Raw genomic sequence first — 21,152 nt, 5'->3', positions numbered from 1 at the left:
TTGCTGTAAAAAGCTACATTAACAAAGGAGTATTTTATTTATATGCACAAGCGTTCCTTTACCTATTTGCTTGGCACGCAGACCATGTCTAATGCGGCCGACATTCTTTACATTATGGCACTTGTGTCTCTGGTTTTTCATGAAACGGACTCCATCTTCTCTTCGGTGCTCGTTCCATTGCTGCGAATGGGAGCACAGATGATCAGCGGCTTTTTAGCACCGCTCATTTTGGCCCGATTCCAGCTTCCTTTTATTTTATTCGTTTCTCAGTTCGGACAGCTGGTTTTCTTCGCTATTCTGCTGGGCCACTTGTGGTCAGCGGGTACGGAACCGATATGGGTGATTGTGTTTACGTTGGTGGCAGCCATGTCCTTTCTGGACGGCTGGACCACGCCTGCACGTAATGCGCTGATTCCCCGCCTTGCGTCCGGGGAAGGACTCATGCGGGCAAACAGTCTGGTGTCGGTCAGCGATCAGACGGTGCAATTAGCGGGGTGGGGGCTTAGTGGTGTGCTCGTAGCCATGCTAGGCTCGGAAAAAACACTGCTAGTGGCTGGCGGACTCTATATGGTAGCAATGATCTTCACCAGCTTGATTCGAGATCCACTAGAGGGCAAAGCCCATTATTTGCTGCAACCTGGAACAAGGGTACGAGGTGGAGATGTTTCGGTTTCCGAAACTGGTACTGAGCCCGGGCAAGGGCATCATGACTTGCCCCCTTCACAGTTGGAAGATACACTGTATGGCCCGGAATCAGAGAGCCCCGCACTACCTCCCAAACGTAAAAAGGAAATACTTCGTGAGGGCTGGAGCCTTATCGGAGCCAGTCGCAGACTGAAAGCTCTTATTTTTATGGATATGATTGACCTTCTAGGGGGTTCGGTTTGGGTAGGCGCGTTCACGCTTGCTTTCGCCCAGCAGGTTTTGCACAAGAGCGAAGCATGGTGGGGATACATCAATGCAGCGTATTTTGCAGGAGCGATTGGCGGCGGCATCGTTGTCCTCGCCTGCGTCAAGCATTTGCAGCGCAGGCTGCTGCCCGCCATGTTGGCGGGGATGGCAGGTTATGGGCTGCTGACAGCATGGTACGCACTGAACACATTACCGCCGCTGACGCTGCTTATCGTGTTGTTGATGGGACTACCTGCGGAAATGTCTGTCGTATCCCGCCGCACGATGATGCAGATGAGTGTGTCTGTACATGATTTGCCCAAGGTGCTGTCTGCCCAGGCCACACTGACAAGTTTGACCTTTTGTATTTCGCTCCTGTTAATGGGCTGGATTGCAGATCATCTAGGCATCGTTAATTTGTACTTGTTTTCTGCAGTGCTGACGCTGATTGCTGTTATATATGGTGTTTTTAGTCGTCGTGCCTTATCCATGTCTTTGTCAGCTTCATTGGAACCTTCCTCCAAATAAACAGAAAAAGCCCGTCTCCGGGCATATACAGGTGAAAATGCGGATAAATGGTCTTGGACCAGGCTTACCAGCGTGTTTTCCCTGATATGTGGAGACGGGCTTTTTTTACTGTTTTCTATTATTTATCCGAAGAAGCATCTGGACTCAAATCACATTCTTTTAACGGAACGATTTTAGTACGTTTGATCCATTTGTAGCCGAGCCACAGCAGAAGGAACAGCGGCACACTCATATACGTAGCGATCATCGTTTTCCAGTCAATCTCCTGTCCGGTGAAGGCATCCGCCCCTTGCCCGATAATGACAATGATACACAGAGCGAAGGCAAACAACGGCCCAAACGGGAACCAGCGGGCTTTGTATGGAAGCTCACTCAGACTGTGGCCCTGTGCAGTAAAGGCACGGCGGAAACGATAATGGCTGACTGCAATCCCGACCCACGTAATAAACCCACACATTCCAGAAGCATTCAGCAGCCAGTTATAGACTACACCGTCTCCATACAGGGAGGCGAGAAAGGCTAGCATACCGACAGCGGTCGTGATCAGCAGAGCGTTCATAGGAATGCCTCGTCTATTGATACGTCCGAGGAAACGCGGGGCTTTACCTTCCCGTGCCAAAGCGTATAGTACCCGAGTTGCCGCGTACATACCCGAGTTACCTGCCGATAATACGGAAGTCAAAATAACGGCGTTCATAACAGAAGCAGCAATCGCAAGCCCTGCTTTTTCAAATACGAGCGTGAACGGGCTGACCCCGATGTCACTGATATCTCCCCGCAGCAGATTTGGATTGGTGTATGGAATGATCAATCCAATCACGAGAATCGCGAGAATATAAAAGAACAGGATGCGCCAAAAGATTTGACGGATGGCGCGCGGCACATTTTCACGCGGATTTTCGCTCTCTCCAGCGGCTACCCCAATCAGCTCCGTTCCCTGAAAGGAAAAGCCGGCTGCCATGAATACGCCCAATACAGCAAAGAATCCGCCATGGAACGGGGCGTCTCCTACCGTGAAGTTGGCAAAGCCAACCGCAGGACCACCCATAATGCCGAAGATCATCAGCACACCTACGGTCAAAAAGATGACCACGGTCACAATTTTAATCATGGCGAACCAGTATTCAGACTCACCGTAGCCTTTAACTGTCAATGCGTTCAACGCGAAGATTACGGCTAGGAATAACAGACTCCACCAGGCAGAGTGGCTTTCCGGGAACCAATATTTGATGAGCACGGTCGCTGCTGCTAATTCGGCAGCAATCGTCACCGCCCAGTTGTACCAGAAGTTCCAGCCCATGGCGAAACCGAAAGCCGGATCGACGAAGCGACCTGCATAGGTGTTAAAAGAGCCGGATTCAGGCATAAATGTAGCCAACTCACCGAGGCTGGTCATAAGGAAGTAGACCATGAGGCCAACTGCTGCATAAGCCAGCAGCGCACCGCCGGGTCCAGCTTCGGCAACCGCGCCTCCACTGGCGAGGAACAGGCCCGTACCGATAGAGCCGCCGAGGGCGATCATCGTCATATGGCGGGCTTTGAGACTTTTACGCAAGGTTGCGTCAGGTGTTGCTTTGTGTTGCACGTTCAAACACTCCTTCATGAAATTGTATTTCATGTCAGGGCAAGAGCCAGAAGGAGGGGGAGTATATAAATCAAAAAACCGCAGGGAATACGCCTGCGGTTTTGTCTATGCATTCCGCACCATACCTTCTTCCATAACAAGATAGCTCAACACACGTGTCTGTGTTAGGACAGCGTGTGACAGTTCTGCTCCTTTCGGTTAGCAGCCCCAGCATTCGGAGTATTTACAAAGAGTCAACTCCGCATACTTCGGCGGGTGTACCTTTCCACTGGAATCTCAGACGGCTCTTATCGTCTCCTCCGGTGTACTGATTACATCCGCGACCTCTACCTCATCATAAAACAGGGTTGATGAGGTGTATGACATGATATTTTATTGTATAGCGAACTACAGTATATCGTACCTGTACATCTTCTGACAATCGACAATTTTTTGAAAATCACCTGTAGAATCTTAAATTAAGAGTTCCGCTTGGCCATCTGCTGCCAAACTGTGCCCGCGGCTTGTTCGCCTGATTCGATGCGTTCCAGCGCCATTTTAGCCTGCAGACTAACCTCGAATTCGGGATCATCGACAGCCTTCTCCAGCGCATCACGTGCATCCTCGGTTCCAACCTCGTATAAAAAACGTGCCGCCCGCCAGCGCACCAACTTGCTGCTATCCGACAGGGCTCCGATCATTGCGCTGGTAGCGACCGGGTCGCCGATGTCCGACAACGTGTCGCCTGCGGTGCGGCGTACTGCCGCTGAAGGATCGCGCAGCGCCTCGGCTAGCAGATCCATCGCCTCCGGTGAGCGAATATCGCCCAGATAGACGACGCCCAGCCGCCGCAGCTGCATTTTGTCGTCATGCAGCGCTTGCCGGATAAGCGGCAAATGCTCAGGCGTCGGCTCCAGCCGATCCAGCGCAGCGTAGCGTGTGCGCCAATCCTCGTGCTGCAGGGCTTGCTCCAGCTCGGCATCGCTCCATTCGCGGCGTTCCTCCACGAATTCGCTGTTGTTTGCGCCGTGGGCAATCGCCTGTTGGATAATCTGCTCCAGCCGCTCTTGCGGAAAGGCTGCCTCCAATTCCTGCTCGACCTCGCGTGCAATGTCCGGCAGCTCACCGTAGCGTACGCCGTAATCGCTCAGCTTGCGTTCCTTGATCAGCGTTGCACTCGCTACACGGGTAACGGCCTGCACGAAGCGGTCGGACAAGGAAATTCGTTCCTCCTGCTGCCCTGCCTTGACTCGGATTTGCATTGGAATGCCACGAAAAAATTGCACAAAGACCTGTGCCTCGCCAAATGCTTCTCCAGAGGTTTCCTCTGGCAAATCCCAATTGGCGTCAGCGCCTTCCTCGCCTAGCTGATCCCGGACTTGACCCAGAATGGTGGACCAATCTGCATTCCCTTTGCGGTCAAGGGCTACGAAGTCAGTCGTGTGAAACACGCTTTTGACCCCTTCAATGCCCAGCATGCGCCGGATAAATGGGGGAGCGGAACGCTCATTGTCCCGTGTATATGTTCTGCGGATACCCGCTTCCAGTCGCTCATCCAGATGCAGCATCATGGTGTTCGGACTGGGAGTAGGCTCGATAGATGTTATTTTCATAGCTCAGTACAGCCTCCTGTTCAAAAGTTCTCCATATATAGCTTATCTGTATTGTAACTCATTCTGCGAATGTCTCCAAAGATAAGTTTGCGTATACAGGAAAAACACAATGACATATCTCACACTAATTCAGGTAAACACTAAAAAGAAATACTGCTACATTCAATGCAGAAGCAGGGTTAAAACTCGATAGAATGAACCAAACTGTGAATAGGTTACCAAAATGCGCCAATAGATAAGTGAAGGAGGCGTTCCTATGTTCCGCAAGCAGGAAAGAACGCTCATTATTGTATGTATAGTAATTGCGGCCATCATGCTATATGCCGTAATTAAAAGCATAGCTCGCTTGACTCCTTAGTTGGTAATCCAGAGTGATCTGCGATGTTTAAAATGTGAAATGAAGGAGTGAAACCCATTTGTCTTCACTGGACCCTGTATTGCTAAGCCGGATGCTGACCGGAATTACCCTGTTTGTTCATATCGTATTTGCATCCATCGGCGTCGGCGTACCCTTAATGATTGCACTAGCAGAATGGCGCGGGCTGCGAACTGGTGATCCGCATTATACACTGCTGGCCCGACGGTGGGCGCGAGGGTTTGTCATTACCGTTGCCGTGGGTGTCGTTACAGGCACCTCCATTGGTCTACAGCTCAGCTTGCTTTGGCCCACCTTTATGCGTGTGGCTGGACAAGCGATTGCGCTGCCCTTATTTTTGGAGACGTTTGCTTTTTTCATCGAAGCTATATTCCTGGGCATCTACTTGTATACCTGGGATCGGTTTAAAAGCAAATATTTTCACCTGATGCTGCTCATCCCGGTAGCGATTGCCTCGTCTGCGTCAGCGGTTTTTATTACGACGGTGAACTCGTTCATGAACCAACCTCAAGGCTTTACACTCAAAAATGGAGTCATGACAAATATTCATCCCATCGAGGCTATGCTAAATCCGGCTACGCCAACCAAAGTGTCCCATGTATTGGCTTCTTCGTATACATTGAGCGCTGGTGTGCTGATGGGGCTGGCTGCTTACAGCATGCTGCGAGGGCGTAATCACCCTTATTTTAAAAAGGCGCTAAAGCTGACGGCCACCTGTACCATTGTGTTTGCCATCAGCACCGTGATGATCGGAGACGCATCCGGTAAATTTCTGGCCAAATATCAGCCGGAGAAGCTGGCTGCCGCCGAATGGCATTTTGATACGATGACGCACGCCCCCTTTGTATATGGCGGATACATGGATAAAAACGGTGAAATCAAATATGCCTTGAAAGTGCCTTATGCACTTAGTGTGTTGGCTGGTAATTTGCCCAGTACGGAGGTTAAGGGATTAAATGACTATCCGGTGGAGGAGCGTCCGCCGCTGTCTATTCATTATATGTTTGACCTCAAAATCACCACAGGAGTGCTGATTCTCGTCATCCCACTGCTGTATCTGATCCGTAAGCGCCTGCCAGGCCGCAAACCGTACCCCAGATGGCTGCTGTTGGCGCTCATTCTGGTCGGGCCGATGGCGATGGTAGCTATTGAGCTCGGATGGATGTTTGCGGAGGTCGGTAGACAGCCGTGGATTTTACGCGGATATATGAAGGTGTCCGAAGCAGCGACCACTTCTACGAGTGTCGGGTGGATGCTGGTGTTGTTTGTTATTTTGTATCTGGTGTTGTGTTTCTCGGCCATTAAGGTACTCAGCAAGCTATTCCGCAATAAGGATGCGGTGGAAGAGATAAGGCAGCTGGGCCTGGAAGGGGCTGAAGGCAAGTGAGCTATGAAATTGTAGGTATCGCCATTTTGTGGACGTTCCTATTCGGATATTTGCTTGTGGCATCCATTGATTTTGGTGCAGGTTTTTTCAGCTTTTACAGTGTGTTAACAGGCCACCAGAACAAAATCCACAATATCATTCAACGGTATCTATCCCCGGTGTGGGAGGTAACAAATGTATTTCTCATCTTTTTTGTGGTGGGATTAAACGGGTTCTTCCCGGATGCAGCATATTACTATGGTACGGCGTTACTCGTTCCCGGCAGTATTGCGATTGTGCTTCTTGCCATCCGGGGAGTGTATTATGCATACAATACGTATGGGCATTCCGGTAAAAATAATATCGTCTACATGGCGTTGTACGGTGCGACAGGGTTGCTGATTCCGGCGGCACTGTCCACAGTTCTCGCTATTTCGGAGGGCGGCATTATTATAGAAAACAGTACAGGTGTACACCTGCAATGGGGTCAGCTATTAAGTAATCCCTACACGTGGGCGGTTATTATTCTGGCACTGGTGAGCGTGCTGTATATCTCGGCGATGTTTTTGGCCTATTATGCCAAAAGGGCGGGAGACAAGGTCGCTTTTGAAATCGTACGGGGATATGCGCTGCTTTGGAGCGGTCCAACGATTGTTGCGAGTCTGCTCGCATTTTTTCAGATTAACAAACAAAATCCAGATCATTTTACCAATATGCTGAACATAGCCTGGATGTTTGTTGCATCCTTCATATGCTTTGCGGGAGCAGTTTATCTGGTATGGCAGCGGCGGCATCTGGGGGTTTCATTCATATTGGTGATGCTGCAATTTGCATTTGCCTGGTATGGCTACGGCCGCTCGCATCTCCCGTATGTTCTGTATCCCTACATTAATGTCTACGACAGCTTTACAAATTCTACGATGGCGTATGCGTTGATTACGGCGTTTGTTGCGGGTCTGCTGGTGCTGATCCCTTCGCTGATCCTGATATTAAGATTGTTTCTGTTCGATGCAAAATATGTGCGCGGACATGAAGGGAAGAAAGGGTGAGTTAGAGTGGCTGCTTTCGAGCATTTTACGATTATGTACGAGTCACCTATCATTATTGTCGTGGCGATAGCGTTTTTGTTTATTTATTCGGCACGCTTTAAAAATCCACAGGACTGACAACTACAGGTAGAACAGGCCTTCCTGATTGATACGGGAGGTCTGTTTTTGCTGTATTATCGCAGAATTTCCTTTACAGACGTGATTGAATTATACTTTACATATATCAGGATGTTGCATCATTTTATGTTCACACTCGAGTGACAATATATAGTTAAATTGAACCGCTGTGTTTTTTGGAGAACGGGTTCATCAGGGAGGGAGCTGCATCATGCCCAAAGTACGTTTTAACAATATGGATCATGTAAATACCGATAAAACAATCAAGCAATTCAGACAATGGCGGCAGGAGCGACGCAGCAAAATAAAGGATTATACGTTCGTTGTACCAAACCATCCCCCGGAGCTGGAATTTCTGCATAGCAATCGGGAGATGGCGACAGCGACCTGGGTGGGACATTCCACCTTTTTCATCCAGTATCTTGGGCTGAATATCGTCACCGATCCAGTATGGGCAGAGCGTATGGCTTTTGATAAAAGGTTGGCTCCGCCTGGCATTCGTATTCAGGATGTACCACCACTGGACATCATTCTGCTGTCTCATTCCCATTATGATCATTTACATTTAGAATCGTTGCGGAAATTATATCGTGCAGATACGTTGATGCTTGTCCCCTCGGGGTTAAAGGCGAAAATGATCCGCAAAGGTTTTCGAAACTGTCATGAGCTGCAATGGTGGGAGCATTTTACGGTAGGGGGGGTACGATTTACGTTTGTTCCAGCCCAGCATTGGACACGACGCACGCCGTTTGATACCAATACTTCGCATTGGGGTGGATACGTTCTGCAAAGTGAACAGCAGGTGATTGGCTCTGCCACGTCCGTCACGGAATCCCATCCTCATTCTAGTGCAGACTCAGAGGATGCACCAACGTTGTATTTTGTGGGAGACACCGGATATTTTCGTGGGTTTAAAGAGATTGGCGAGCGCTTTGCCATTGACCTGACCTTTATGCCGATTGGCGCCTACGAACCGGAATGGTTCATGACCTCGCAGCACGTGACACCGGAGGAGGCATTGCAAGGGTTTCTAGATTGCGGCGCAGATCAGATGATTCCGATGCACTACGGAGCCTTCAAGCTGGCGGATGATACGCCAAGAGAGGCGCTGGACCGGCTCGAAGCGGAGCGTGAGCGTAGGGGGATTGCGAAGGAACGCATTCATGTTCTGGGGCACGGAGAGACCCTGAAAATTGGACGTCGCTGCTCAACTACAATTTGAGGAATTCGACATAATCCTTATACAAAAAGCGGCTCGGCGGACAATTAATTTTGCCTGCCGAGCCGCTTTTTTTGGTTTTTAGCTATAATGCAGGATTAAACTGCTTCGGAATCACTTGCCAAAGAGGAATCGCTGTTGGCGATGGGATGACGTACGATTTTAACTTCATAGAACGTGATTTTATTTTCAATAATATAGTCCGGAATTTGACGATGGCTATGGGATTCGCGGAATGCTTCGCTTTTCGTCCAGCCTTGGAAGTTCTCTTTTTCTTTCCAGCGTGTGCTGATTGTTACTTCCTCATAATCCTTCGTGTTTTCAGTCAGCAGTACTTCCAGACCGAGAAAGCCCTCCATTTTTTCAACTTTTCCTTCTTTGTTAAATCTTTCGATGAGTAAATGTGCATTGCCCGGTGTGATTTTAGATGTATTTGTAACGATAACCATATTAAATTCCTCCTGAATGATGTGGTATGGTCGGTATAATAACCGGATAGCCATCCTCAAATTTGATGGTAGCGTTCATTTCATAAATGTCGCGAAGAAAAGCAGACGTCAAAATCTCACGGGGTTCGCCGGCAACGGCGATTCGTCCCTTTTTAAGCGCAATCATATGATGACAATAGGCCGCAGCTTGCTGTAAATCATGCAGTACCATAACAATCGTCAAGCCGGACTCGTGATTGATACGCCGTAGCATATCCATAACTTCAAATTGGTGGGCGATATCCAGAAAAGTGGTCGGTTCATCGAGCAAAAGAATACCTGCCTGTTGGGCCAAAGCCATTGCAATTCGCGCTTTTTGTTGTTCACCTCCTGATAGAGTATGGAACATTCGATCTGCATAGGGCTGGATGCCCGTGATCTTCATGACATGGTCCACGATTTGCTGGTCCTGTCCGGTATGGCGTACCCTCAAGCCTTTGGCATGAGGAGATCTCCCGTAAGCGACCAGCTCGCGGACCGTCAATAACGGCAGCATGTCCTTCATTTGCGGCAGCATTGTAATCGTCTGGGCAAAATCACGCCGCTTGTATTCCTGCACGGGTTTGCCCAGGACGGAAACCTGACCCTGATCCTGCTTGAGCAACCGGGTCATAATCCGCAAAAGCGTGGACTTGCCTGAACCGTTCGGTCCGACAATCGCGGTGAGCTGACCAGCGGGCAAGGTGATATTCACATCGACCAGCTTGAAATACCCACGTTGTAAGGAGATATGCTCCCCCTGAATGGCTGTCATCCGAAATTCCCCCGTTTCTTGAGCAGGATTAAGAAGAACGGTGCCCCGATGACGGCCAACAAAATACCTACAGGCAGTTCAATCGGGTCAAACCAGGATCGTGCCACCGTATCTGCCAGGACAACCAGCGTTCCACCGCCTACAATGGAAAGGGGGAGGAGGAAACGATAATCTTCCCCGATTAGCAGCCGTATGACATGGGGAACGACCAGCCCTACAAAGCCGATTAGCCCGGCTACACTGACCGCTGTACCGGCGAGCAGGGCAGACAGCAGGATAATGAGCATACGTTGAAGCTCTACTCGCTGACCAAGCAACTGTGCCGAATCGTCGCCCAGCAGCAGTAAATTAGCAGGTTTAATCGCAAAGAAAGAGGCGATTAATCCAATGATGGCGTAAGGCGCCATGAACTCTAGATGATGCCAGCTTCTTCCATTTAATCCGCCGGATAGCCAAGGAAGAACGGCCTGTACGCGGTCGCTGTACATGACCATTACACCGTTGGTGAGTGCGCCCAGCAGCGCGTTGATCGCAACGCCAGCGAGCACAATTTTGACAGGCGATGCCCCTCGGTCCCAAGCCAGCAGATAAATGACGATTGCGCTCAGAAAGGCTCCCAAAAAGGCGGTTATCGGAAGAAGGTAGCTGAGCTGTGGAAGCATCACCATCGTAATGACGGCGGCAAGTCCACCTCCAGCCGATACACCAATAATGCCAGGGTCAGCCAATGGATTTTTCATCACACCTTGAAGAAGTGCTCCGGAAGCTGCAAGACAAGCTCCCACCAGTAAACCTACTAATACTCTTGGTAGCCGGAGATCCATCAGGATCGTGCGATAGGTAGATTCATCATTATGTAGCAAAACATGATTGATTTCTTGAAGTGGAATCGACACCGAACCGTAGGCCAGACCGTACACAGAGACGGCCAGCATTAGAATCGGAAGGGTAATCCAGGCGATGGTGCGTCTTCTGGCGCGCTGTAGTTTGTTCATCTCCATCGCCTATTTCGCCGGATACAGCTTTTGATGCATCAAATCCAGCGCTTTAGTGACACGTGTGCCCGGATTCGTACCGAACAGATCTGAAGGTAAAACCTCGACCTGATTGTTTTTGACTGCTCGGATTCCATTCCAAGCTGCATTTTCCTGCATTTCTTTTATAAATGCGGCTTTAACATCTTCCGTATTGCCATGGGTCATGATGAAGATGTAGTCAGGGTCAGCCTGTATGATGCGTTCTGTGTTTAGCTGCGCATATTGCGGGAAATTTTGCAGGCCCGGAAAATCAGCGGCGATGTTCGAGCCACCCGCAGCTTCCAGAATGTTTCCACTTAGTGAATTTGGCAGTGCCGCCATATACGTAGCCGGGGCTCCGTATACCAGCAACACCTTCGGTTTGGAGGCAGAAGCGGTTTCCTTTTGCAGCTTAGCTACTTGTTGGTCAATTTGCTGGTTCAGCTTCACGGCCTGAGCCTGCTTTTGCAGTAATTGTCCGAACAGTGTAATTTGCGACTGAATATCATGAACTGAATTGGCTCCCGTCAGCAGCAGCTGTGAACCGACTCCTTCAATGGCTGGAATGTCTTTTTCATTCATAGGATAATTGCCTAGCACGACATCCGGTTTGAGCATCGTAATTTTCTCCAGATCAACTTCATGAGTGGAGCCTACTTGCTGAACGTTCTCAGCAGCAGCTACGACAGCTGGTCCATTGGAGTTGGGCCTGCCTACTGCAGTTCCGCCCAATGCATATATAATATCCAGATCGCCATTGCTGAGCGCAATGATATGTTGAGGGACCTTTTGAAACGCTAACGTCCGTTTTGAAAAATCAATAACTTGAATCGCCGCACTGCTTGTCGTGCCAGAAGTGGCAGATACGGATGCACTGGTTGGTTTGTGATCTGCGGTCGAGGCACCATTACTACATCCGGTTACTGCCAATAAAAGCGCTGCGGACGACCACAACACATAAGATTTCATGTTATTCCTCCTGCAATTTTCGAGTTAAACAATAATGATAATCATTTTCATTTATGCATAAGAGAATGATAATGAATATCACTGAGGATTGTCAATTGAAAAAAGCAAATTTTTAAATAAATTTTGAACTAAAAATAAAAGAGAGTCATTCGAATTATAGAAGAAGGAACTACAAATTTTTATTAAAAAATAGCATATATCAAGGGATTACGTACACACAAATACATATTGACATTTTCGAAAAGTGTAAGATATATTGGTGATGGGTTTACTTGATTTTGCGAAATTATGGAATAGAGAGGTGGGGAGACAAGCTCGAAAAGAGCTATTTTTTTTTAAATTATCAATTGAGAATGATAATCAATTAGTTTATTCTCGTGGGGAGGGACTGCTGTCAAAATGAAGAAGGGGTATTCTGCAATTATTGCTGTGTTTCTGCTGGTGAGTGTGCTGAGCTTTTGGCCAACTTCGTCATCTGTAGGAGCCGCTGCGGCTTCTCCAACATTGGCGGATGGTACATACACGCTCAAATACAATATTCTCAAGGCAGAAAATGATTCGGTGTCCATGGCTAATGATTATTTTGAAAAACCAGCTAAGTTGTATGTAAAAAAAGGTCAAATGACCATGCAAATTAAGCTGAATCATAGCGAATGGACAACTGGGTTTAAAGTAGATTACAAAGGCAAAATCATCGATACAAAGGTTATCCATAAGGATGCCAAAACCGATACCCGCACCGTACAATTTCCAATTACGAGTGTGAACAGCCCGTTAATCTCTAAAATCCATGTTACTGTCCCTGCGTATAACTACGATCATGATTATACGATCCGCTTCGCTTTTGATTCCAAAAGCGTCAAAAAAATAGCAGCCGTCCAGTCAGCGAAATCAACTAAATCTTCCAAGAAGTAAATTCAAGCCATCTTTATCGTTCATAAAATCAACACAAATTGAAGCATAAAAAATGGAGGAGTGTGTGTAGATATGAATATGGTAATGAATCGCTTTGAGCAATTTTCTTTTAAGAAGGTATTTGTAGCATTGATCATGACAGCGCTTGTTTTTGCACTCGTTGCTCCATTCTCAGCTAAAGCGGCAGCAGCCGACGGCACGTATAACGTAGACTATACCGTTCTGAAGGATCAAACCAATGAAACTTCTCGATTGGATAGCTACCTGACGAAGCCTGCTCAGGTTACGGTAGCTAATGGCAAAAATGTCGTTCGTCTGACTGTGAAAAGCAGCAATCTGATTACAACGTTCAAAGTAGAGCAAAATGGCGTACTGCAAGATGCGACTGTGGTAAGCACAGATACTGCGAACAACACTCGTGTAGTGGAATTCGAAGTTGCTGATCTGAATGCAAAAGTGAATGCTTACGCTGAAATCACAATTCCAGTAATCGGCTACACAGGCAAGTACGATGTACAACTGCAATTCGACGAAATCTAATCCAAAATAAAACGTAAAAGGAGATTAAGAACATGAACATGATTATGAATCGTATGGAAAAATTATCTTTGAAAAAAGTAATGCTTACTGTACTGATGGCAGCGCTTGTTTTTGTGGTACTAGCTCCATTTTCTGCCAATAAAGCGAACGCGGCTTTGCCTAATGGAACGTATAACGTTGATTATACAGTGTACAAAGATGGTACCAATGAAACCTCATACATGGACTCAAACGGTTATGTCGCCAAACCCGCTACATTAATCGCTAATAATGGTCAATACAAAGTTAGAGTAGCTATTACTAAAAGTGCTTGGGTCACTGAATTCAAAACGCAACAAAACGGCCAGTATGTGAATGCGACTGTGGTAAGTACCTCAGGTGATACAAGAATAGTAGAGTTCCCTGTAAGTAGTTTTTCCCAAAAATTGAATGTTAAGTTGCATGTAAGTGTGCCTAAAGAATACACTGGCGGCATTCCATATGATCACGATTACACTGTTCAATTTTTATTTGACGAAGATTCCATCTAATAGTGGAGTAATTATACATTGATCTTATACTCATTTGGAATTCTATTGAGCTCCAAATGAGTATATTTTAAGTAGGGGGATTAATACACTTGAAAAGGCAATTAAAAAAATACTTAATGACGTTTGCAGCTATTGTTATGCTGCTCTCAGTTGTTTTCCCATTTGCTCCGACCGTATCTGCTTCTGATGAGACAAGCTCATCAACTGAATCTGGTGTATCCGAGCCCTCTGTGACGCAAGATGTATATCCGATAGAGCCAAATCCAGAAGAAGTGGTTCCAACAGTAGATGTGGCAAGTGCTTACACAGTAGCAGCCGCAGACTCACAGAGTTCCAGCACTGTGAAGGATACTAATGAATATTCTATTAGCTACGTTGTTAAAAGTGAAAGCAAGGTGTCAGGGGTAGTGACTTCCCCTTATAATGATATGTTCCTAAAGCCAGCTACGTTGACGGTTGAACAGAGTTCTACTGTAGGGCAGGCTACGTATCATATTTCTTTAATTCTCGACAATCCTAATACTCCCTTTACAGATATCGAATTTAGACAAAACGGAGAAACCGTTCCTGCCCATATTTCAGATTTAGTAAAAGGGGAAAAGACGTATGAACCACGAACAGTAACATTTGATGTGTATAATTTGGAACAGAAAATTGATGTGAATTACAATTTAAATAATAGACTCAGACAAAACTGGATTGAATTTGATCCATCAACTATAGCTGTAAAAGAGGGACCCGTAACTCCCCCTACCCCTTCACCTGAGCCGGAAGTTCCCTTGAAACCGGGTGTCCTTAATTTCACAATACTGAAGGATAAATCAGAAGAAGTTTCTGTAATGGACGGTTACGCCTCAAAGCCTGCAAAGCTCGTTCAAAAAGGAGATAAATGGTATATTCAACTGACGTTTAATAACAGTAGCTGGATTCCTTCATTTCAAACAGAGCAAAACGGTAAATTTGTAGAAGCAGCAACTATTTCAGAGGTTAGTGACGCTAATCAGCGTACGGTTGAGTTTGAAGTAAGCAACTTATCCAATAAATTGAATGCTTACACTCATGTGATTGTGCCTGGCTTGGAACTGGGAGGAGTACCATACGATCATTGGTATCATGTTCAAATCAAGTTTGACACAAGTATTACACCTGACCCTAGTGCACCACCGACCTTGGCGGATGGAACGTACTCTATTAACTTTAATGTGCTGGATGCAACAAAAGATCAAGCATCGAGAATGGCGCAATATCTGGTGTCTCCAGGGACTTTGACGGTATTGAAGGGGCAAAAAGAAGTTTCCTTCACCATTAAAGACAGCACTACAGTAACGGAATTCAAAACAGAACAAAATGGAACGTTGACGGATGCGGATATTGTAAGTGAGGACAAAACAGCCAATATGCGCGTGGTGAAATTCAAGGTAGCGAATCTGGATACAGTTTTGAACGCACAAGTCCATATTCTCATGGGTACGTATAGTGCAGACCACAAAATACGCCTTAAATTTGACCAGCCAGGAACGGACAACGGTTCAACTCCAGTAACGTCAAATCTGGACTTTACGCTGTTAAAAGACGGTTCAAGTGAAAAGTCCATGATGGATGGATATACAGAAAAACCGGGTACCCTGGTTGAACGTAAGGGCAAGAAATATGTACAGTTTACTTTGAAAAAGAGCAAACAGATTGACGGCTTTAAGGTAGAACAAAATGGACTATTAACTAATGTTTCTACAGTAAGTGAAGACAAAACGGCGAATACACGTGTTATCGAATTTGAGGTTAAAGAAGTGCCTGCCAAGCTGAATGCATGGGTAAGCATCAACTGGCCTGAGTTAAATTATGTGGAAACATATAATGTCGATCTCCAATTAGGAACGGCAACATCCCCGGTTGATCCTGGGACGCCAGGTACGCCCGGGAAGGTTTTAGCTGATGGAACGTATTCAATCCATTTCGATGCATTGCACGCAACAAAGGATCAAAAATCGGCAATGGCGCAATATTTATTATCTCCAGCGACACTGACGGCATTGAAAGGCAAGTATGAAGCCTCCTTTACCATCAAAGACAGCGCCACAGTGACGGAGTTCAAAACAGAACAAAACGGAACGTTGACAGATGCAGATATCGTAAGTGAGGACAAGAATGCTAATACACGTGTTGTGAAATTCAAGGTAGCGGATCTGGATGCTATTCTGAATGCACAAGTACACGTGAGCACGACCTACCCGGGTGGGGTTTATGAGATGGATCATAAGCTTCGTCTGCAATTTGACCGCAGCAGCATCACGGTAAAAGGGACTGATGGCGGTACAACTCCCGTGACTGAAAACGGGAGATACAGCATTGATTTCTCCGTCCTCAAAAATGGAAGCAATGAAATATCTGTGATGGATGGCTATATGCAAAAACCAGCCACGCTGTTAAGACAGTCCGGTAAAAATGTGATTCAGATCAAAATGGACAAGAGCAGCTGGATCAAAACCTTTAAAGTAAATGGTGCAGAAGCTCCGGTGGTTGAGCAATCGACCTCCGCAGATACACGAACAGTACAATTTGAAGTGCCAAATCTCTCGGATAAAGTGACAGTGAATACACATGTGATCGTACCTGGATTGGATTTGGGTGGCATCCCATATGATCACGTATATGATGTGCAATTTCAATTCGAGCCTGCTACTATTCGCAGCTTTGTCGAGCCTTCCTCTACAGGAGCTACAGATCCTATCGTCAAATTGGATTTTGACAAGCTTGTCAATGGCAAATATGCTTTGAAATTCAGTATTGTATTGTCAGATGGCTCAACAGCAGTGGATTCTCCGGCTCAACGCTTCATCACTGACGAATCGGCGCAATTGGTCGTGGAAGGCGACAAACGGTTTGTAGGTCTGAAGCTGCAAAACAGTAATGAAGTGAAGGCGTTGCGCATTTGGGACAATGCAAGCGGGGACTACCGAGACGCAGAAGTGACCCAGGAAGATGCAGCAAGCAATACGAAGCACGTTCGTTTTAGCGTAAATGACTTTAAAAACAATGTGAAAGGCCAACTGGTTGTCTATGAAGCCCCTAAAGTGGCAAGTGCCACTCCGATGGTCTTTAAGACTGAGGATCGGGTAGAGAAGGTATACGATTTTGAATTTAAATTCGATACCAGTAATGTATCTTATCACAACGAAACCAAAGCAGACGAAGTAGAACAGGGGAAAAATAACTTAGCCGATGGAGAGTACACTGCGAACTTCCGTGTGCTTGCAAACGGAACGGATAAGGATTCTTTGGTGGCTCCATTTGTACAGAGTCTGGCGAAGTTGATTGTAAAAAATGGTAAGGTCCAGGCCCATGTAACCGTAACGGACAATCAGGCTTTGAAATTATTCCAAACGGACTTTGAAGGCCGCTATGCTAATCCAACGATTGTGGCTTCCGACACAAAAGGTGACACGCACACTATTGCGTTTGAAGTGCCTGATCTGGATAAAAAGTTGAGTGTGTACACACAGGTATATCTGCCTGAGAAATACATTCTAAATGAGAAATTCGGCGGACAGATTCAATTTGACCGTGCATCGCTTAAAGGTGAGGGGGTCAATGCAGCTACAACTGCAACCGCAACTGAACCAACAGCAGCTTCTACGGACAAGGCAGCAGAAACAACTGCATCTGTGGCTGAAACAAAACCAGTAGTTGAGCAACCGGTTCAAACGGCTTCCGAGAAGCAATACACGATTAATTACAATGTATTTAAAGATAAAACGAGTGAAGCTTCCGTTATGGACGGTTATCTCGACAAGCCAGCTACACTGATTGAAAAGGGAGACAAGCGCTATATTCAAATTACTTTGAAAAATAGTTCCTGGATGCCAGCTCTCCAAGTGGAGCAAAACGGTACCCTGAAAGATGTGGAAGTAATCTCGACATCCGGCGATACACGTGTCGTTCAATTCGAGGTAGGGGACTTGTCTCAGAAAATGGGTGCTTACACACACGTCATTGTGCCTGGTTTGGTCCTTGGCGGAGTGCCGTATGATCACTGGTATACAGTTCAGTTCCAATTTGATGAAGAAAGCCTAAAAGCGAAGTAGCCTCAGGTTGTGATAATCGATGAAGTCTGAATAACAGCAAAGTTTGTATGCGAGCAAGTCTTGGTGCCCCGGCATCAAGACTTGTCAGCATTTACATACCCGAAAAGTTGGGGCTCCTACTGTTTTTCTATATTTTGAATTGAGGTGACTGGATTTTCATGAAACGGTATATAGCATTGGCTCAAGGAAAAACGTTTGGTTTGTATATGTTAATCGGCATCGTGATCTTGTTGCTGGCTGGATGTTCGGGAGGGGCACAGGCCGGGCAGAACCAGAGCGATGGTTCGAAATCAGCGGCAACATCTAATGCAACCGGAAAGTCGTCTGACGGTAAAGCTCAAGCTCCTCGTATTGTGGCGACTACGGTAGCCATTGCGGAAATCACGGATGCACTGGGCCTGGATTTGGCAGGCAAGCCGACAAGCACGAAAGTGCTGCCTGACCGTTACAAGGATGTGCCTGATGTGGGTAATCCGATGAGTCCTGATATGGAAAAAGTGATGTCATTGAAGCCGACGGACGTACTGTCGGTGACGACACTGAAATATGATCTGGAGCCTAAATTTAAAGATTTGAAAATCAATGCCGAATTTTTAAATTTTGAAAGTCTCGCAAATATGCAAAAAGAAATTCAAAAGCTGGGAGACACGTTTGGCAAAGCCGATAAGGCCAAAGAGATTAATGGAGCTTTGGATGCGAAAGTAGCCGAGATTCAACAAAAGATCAAAGGGAAGAAATCCCCTAAAGTATTGATTTTGCTGGGAGTACCGGGAAGCTATCTGGTGGCTACCGAGCATTCCTATATTGGGGATCTGGTTAAAATTGCAGGTGGAACCAATGTGGTTCAGGGCGAGAAGGTGGAGTTCATTGCCCACAATACCGAAGCCTTGCAGCAATCCAACCCCGATATCATTTTGCGCGCTGCACACGGGATGCCGGATGAAGTAGTGAAAATGTTCGATGAAGAGTTCAAAACTAATGATATCTGGAAGCATTTCAACGCTGTGAAAAATGGGCATGTCTATGATCTGCCTGAACCGTTGTTTGGCACAACAGGGAATTTAGCGGCAAACTCGGCGCTGGATGAGCTGATGAAAATGCTGTATCCTTCGAATTAAAGGAAGCTGATGACATGTCCAAAAAAGGTTGGAGCCTTATTGTTGTAATTGTCTTGCTCGTTGGCGTCATGCTGTATTCAGCGATGACAGGCAGTCTCAAGGTGGATTTGAGTCAGTTGGTGACCGGATTGTGGACAGGTACAGATGATCAGGTGAATGTGGTCAAGGACCTGAGACTACCGAGAATTTTCGTGTCCGTAATGGCAGGTGCAGCCCTTGCAGTAGCGGGTGTTTTGCTGCAAGCCGTCATGAAAAATCCGCTGGCAGATGCTGGGGTTATCGGCATTTCTTCGGGAGCGGCATTGATCTCGCTGATTGCGGTGACGGTCTTTCCGGCGCTTTATTTCTGGATGCCGTTCTTTTCATTTATTGGCGGTGCGTTAGCCTGCCTAATGGTTTATGGGTTTTCGTGGAAATCTGGCTTGCATCCGATTCGTCTCATTCTGATCGGGGTAGCTGTGAACGCTATTTTTTCCGGTCTAGGTCAGTCGTTTAACTATCGAGGTAGTTATGCGGTCACCAGCATTAACCAGGTCACTACATCAACCTTGTCTATGAAAAAATGGGTAGATGTCGAGGTTATTGTGACCTATGGCGGGATTGGGCTAATTTTAGCCATGCTCGTGTTCTCTTGGTGCAATTTCTTGTCTCTTCAAGATAAAACAGCTAAAAATCTAGGATTCAATGTAACGCGCGCACGACTTTTGATTTCTGTGATTGCAGTGCTGCTTGCAGCAACGGCTACAGCCATCGCAGGAGTAATTGCCTTTATCGGCCTGCTCGTTCCGCATTGTGCCCGCTACCTGGTTGGCTCGGATCATAAGTGGCTGATTCCATTTTCCGCATTATGCGGCGGCTTGCTGTTGCTGCTCGCGGATACACTGGGGCGGACAGTGCTTGCTCCCAATGAAATCCCGGCTTCTATTATTATGGCCGTCATTGGCGGGCCGTTCCTGATATTCCTGATCCGAAAGGCGGATCGCACCTATGGACATTAAGGATATAACCTTCTCATATGATCGGAAAACGGATCGTCTGCACGCTATTAATGCTGTTATTGAGTCGGGACGGATTACGACCATAATTGGTCCCAACGGATGCGGCAAATCGACGCTGCTCAGCGTGATGTCCAACAATGCTGTTCCCCGCTTGGGCCAGGTGATTCTGGACGGCAAGGAGATAGCCCACTACAAGCCCAAGGAGCTGGCCCGTCAACTGGCAGTAGTCCATCAGCAGAATGAGGCACCTTCCGACTTGACTGTAGAAAAGCTCGTCAGCTTCGGAAGGTTGCCGCATAAGAACATGTTCACAGCGAGACGTGATGAGGATGAGGAGGCGATCGAGTGGGCAATAGCCTGCACTAACCTGGACGAACGTAGAACTCGCACGTTGGATCAGCTCTCAGGAGGAGAACGGCAGCGTGTATGGATTGCAATGGCCTTGGCACAGCGGACGCCAATTTTATTTTTGGATGAGCCGACCACCTATTTGGATATGTACTACCAGCTTGAAATTTTAGAGCTCATTCGGCAGTTAAACCAGGAACATGGACTGACCATCGTGATGGTGCTGCATGATATCAATCAGGCTATTCGGTATAGCGATGTGATGATTGCCATGAAGGAAGGGCGTATTATAGCGAACGGCCCACCTACAGAGGTCGTTACATCTGAGCTGATCCAGGCGGTCTATGACGTGGAGGTCGTAATCAAACAGGATGATGAAGCGGGCATGTACCTCATTCCGATAGGTGTTGGGGTTTCCTGACGTTTACCAGCGCACAGAACAATCAATGCTGCGACTGAATAACGCGTCTGTCCTCACGGCATCTCAACGAATTTAAAACATGAAAATGGTTCTGATCCATGTGTTTGTCAGGTGACAATCGTGGAGACAGAAGCATTTTTTATTTTATTTATAAGATATTGGATGAGATTCAGGGGCGGTTATGCTTATACTACGGTTCGAATCCGATCTTTTGTGTGTTATACTATTGCCGTCGGTAATTTTGTGTTTA

The 21,152-nt window shown here is 46.9% G+C and carries 18 protein-coding genes and 1 riboswitch; of the genes, 12 read left to right on the top strand and 6 right to left on the bottom strand.

Going from position 1 to position 21,152, the window contains the following annotated elements; genetic code table 11:
• Positions 1-42: 42 nt before the first annotated feature.
• Positions 43-1,419: an MFS transporter gene (locus tag ACL9RM_RS16455; RefSeq protein ID WP_250260417.1), complete on the top strand. Its 1,377-nt coding sequence runs from the start codon at positions 43-45 to the stop codon at positions 1,417-1,419.
• Positions 1,420-1,537: 118 nt separating this feature from the next.
• On the opposite strand, the gene ACL9RM_RS16450 is transcribed toward ACL9RM_RS16455, so the two are convergent.
• Both ACL9RM_RS16450 and ACL9RM_RS16445 read right to left on the bottom strand, forming a co-directional pair.
• Positions 1,538-3,004 carry an amino acid permease gene (locus ACL9RM_RS16450; protein WP_069290395.1) on the bottom strand — a complete coding sequence of 489 codons (1,467 nt, stop codon included), beginning with the start codon at positions 3,002-3,004 and terminating at the stop codon, positions 1,538-1,540.
• Positions 3,005-3,138: 134 nt separating this feature from the next.
• A riboswitch (Lysine riboswitch) is annotated at positions 3,139-3,341 on the bottom strand.
• A 121-nt stretch (positions 3,342-3,462) separates the two neighbouring features.
• Positions 3,463-4,596: a virulence factor gene (locus ACL9RM_RS16445; protein ID WP_250266684.1), complete on the bottom strand. Its 1,134-nt coding sequence runs from the start codon at positions 4,594-4,596 to the stop codon at positions 3,463-3,465.
• 416 nt (positions 4,597-5,012) lie between these two features.
• On the opposite strand from ACL9RM_RS16445, the gene ACL9RM_RS16440 reads away from it, so the two are divergent.
• The 4 genes from ACL9RM_RS16440 (at position 5,013) to ACL9RM_RS16425 (ending at position 8,726) form a co-directional block, all read left to right on the top strand.
• Positions 5,013-6,359, top strand: a complete 1,347-nt coding sequence (locus ACL9RM_RS16440) for a cytochrome ubiquinol oxidase subunit I (RefSeq protein WP_061831486.1) — start codon at positions 5,013-5,015, stop codon at positions 6,357-6,359.
• A complete protein-coding gene (locus tag ACL9RM_RS16435; protein WP_069290393.1) occupies positions 6,356-7,387 on the top strand; it encodes a cytochrome d ubiquinol oxidase subunit II in 1,032 nt (343 codons plus the stop codon). Before ACL9RM_RS16440 ends, ACL9RM_RS16435 begins: the two co-directional genes overlap by 4 nt.
• 6 nt (positions 7,388-7,393) lie before the next feature.
• Entirely contained in the window at positions 7,394-7,504 is a 111-nt protein-coding gene (gene cydS, locus ACL9RM_RS16430; protein ID WP_414126406.1) for a cytochrome bd oxidase small subunit CydS, read from the top strand.
• Between the two features lie 211 nt (positions 7,505-7,715).
• Entirely contained in the window at positions 7,716-8,726 is a 1,011-nt protein-coding gene (locus ACL9RM_RS16425) for an MBL fold metallo-hydrolase (RefSeq protein WP_250266683.1), read from the top strand.
• 95 nt (positions 8,727-8,821) lie between these two features.
• Here ACL9RM_RS16425 and isdG read toward each other — a convergent pair whose 3' ends face one another.
• The 4 genes from isdG to ACL9RM_RS16405 are packed head-to-tail and all read right to left on the bottom strand — an operon-like array spanning position 8,822 to position 11,950.
• On the bottom strand, positions 8,822-9,172 hold the full coding sequence (gene isdG / locus ACL9RM_RS16420; RefSeq protein WP_061831483.1) for a heme oxygenase: 351 nt from the start codon (positions 9,170-9,172) through the stop codon (positions 8,822-8,824).
• Between the two features lies 1 nt (position 9,173).
• Positions 9,174-9,965 carry an ABC transporter ATP-binding protein gene (locus tag ACL9RM_RS16415; RefSeq protein WP_250266682.1) on the bottom strand — a complete coding sequence of 264 codons (792 nt, stop codon included), beginning with the start codon at positions 9,963-9,965 and terminating at the stop codon, positions 9,174-9,176.
• Positions 9,962-10,960: a FecCD family ABC transporter permease gene (locus ACL9RM_RS16410; protein WP_250266681.1), complete on the bottom strand. Its 999-nt coding sequence runs from the start codon at positions 10,958-10,960 to the stop codon at positions 9,962-9,964. Before ACL9RM_RS16410 ends, ACL9RM_RS16415 begins: the two co-directional genes overlap by 4 nt.
• A 9-nt stretch (positions 10,961-10,969) precedes the next feature.
• On the bottom strand, positions 10,970-11,950 hold the full coding sequence (locus ACL9RM_RS16405; protein ID WP_250266680.1) for an ABC transporter substrate-binding protein: 981 nt from the start codon (positions 11,948-11,950) through the stop codon (positions 10,970-10,972).
• Positions 11,951-12,349: 399 nt separating this feature from the next.
• Here ACL9RM_RS16405 and isdC point away from each other — a divergent pair, with 399 nt between their 5' ends.
• The 7 genes from isdC (at position 12,350) to ACL9RM_RS16370 (ending at position 20,902) form a co-directional block, all read left to right on the top strand.
• Positions 12,350-12,865, top strand: a complete 516-nt coding sequence (gene isdC, locus ACL9RM_RS16400; protein ID WP_250266679.1) for a heme uptake protein IsdC — start codon at positions 12,350-12,352, stop codon at positions 12,863-12,865.
• A 72-nt stretch (positions 12,866-12,937) separates the two neighbouring features.
• On the top strand, positions 12,938-13,405 hold the full coding sequence (locus ACL9RM_RS16395) for an NEAT domain-containing protein (RefSeq protein ID WP_025718712.1): 468 nt from the start codon (positions 12,938-12,940) through the stop codon (positions 13,403-13,405).
• 32 nt (positions 13,406-13,437) lie between these two features.
• On the top strand, positions 13,438-13,935 hold the full coding sequence (locus tag ACL9RM_RS16390; RefSeq protein WP_025718714.1) for an NEAT domain-containing protein: 498 nt from the start codon (positions 13,438-13,440) through the stop codon (positions 13,933-13,935).
• A gap of 89 nt (positions 13,936-14,024) precedes the next feature.
• Positions 14,025-18,017: an NEAT domain-containing protein gene (locus ACL9RM_RS16385; protein WP_250266678.1), complete on the top strand. Its 3,993-nt coding sequence runs from the start codon at positions 14,025-14,027 to the stop codon at positions 18,015-18,017.
• Positions 18,018-18,175: 158 nt separating this feature from the next.
• Complete coding sequence (gene isdE / locus ACL9RM_RS16380) at positions 18,176-19,135, top strand: heme ABC transporter substrate-binding protein IsdE (RefSeq protein WP_061831475.1); 960 nt, start codon at positions 18,176-18,178, stop codon at positions 19,133-19,135.
• Positions 19,136-19,149: 14 nt separating this feature from the next.
• Positions 19,150-20,133 carry a FecCD family ABC transporter permease gene (locus ACL9RM_RS16375; RefSeq protein WP_069290386.1) on the top strand — a complete coding sequence of 328 codons (984 nt, stop codon included), beginning with the start codon at positions 19,150-19,152 and terminating at the stop codon, positions 20,131-20,133.
• Complete coding sequence (locus tag ACL9RM_RS16370) at positions 20,123-20,902, top strand: ABC transporter ATP-binding protein (protein ID WP_250266677.1); 780 nt, start codon at positions 20,123-20,125, stop codon at positions 20,900-20,902. Before ACL9RM_RS16375 ends, ACL9RM_RS16370 begins: the two co-directional genes overlap by 11 nt.
• The last annotated feature ends 250 nt before the right edge of the window (positions 20,903-21,152 follow it).

Source organism: Paenibacillus sp. S29 (genome assembly GCF_049319765.1).
Classification (GTDB): domain Bacteria; phylum Bacillota; class Bacilli; order Paenibacillales; family Paenibacillaceae; genus Paenibacillus; species Paenibacillus polymyxa_B.
This window is presented reverse-complemented; position numbering and strand designations above follow the sequence as displayed.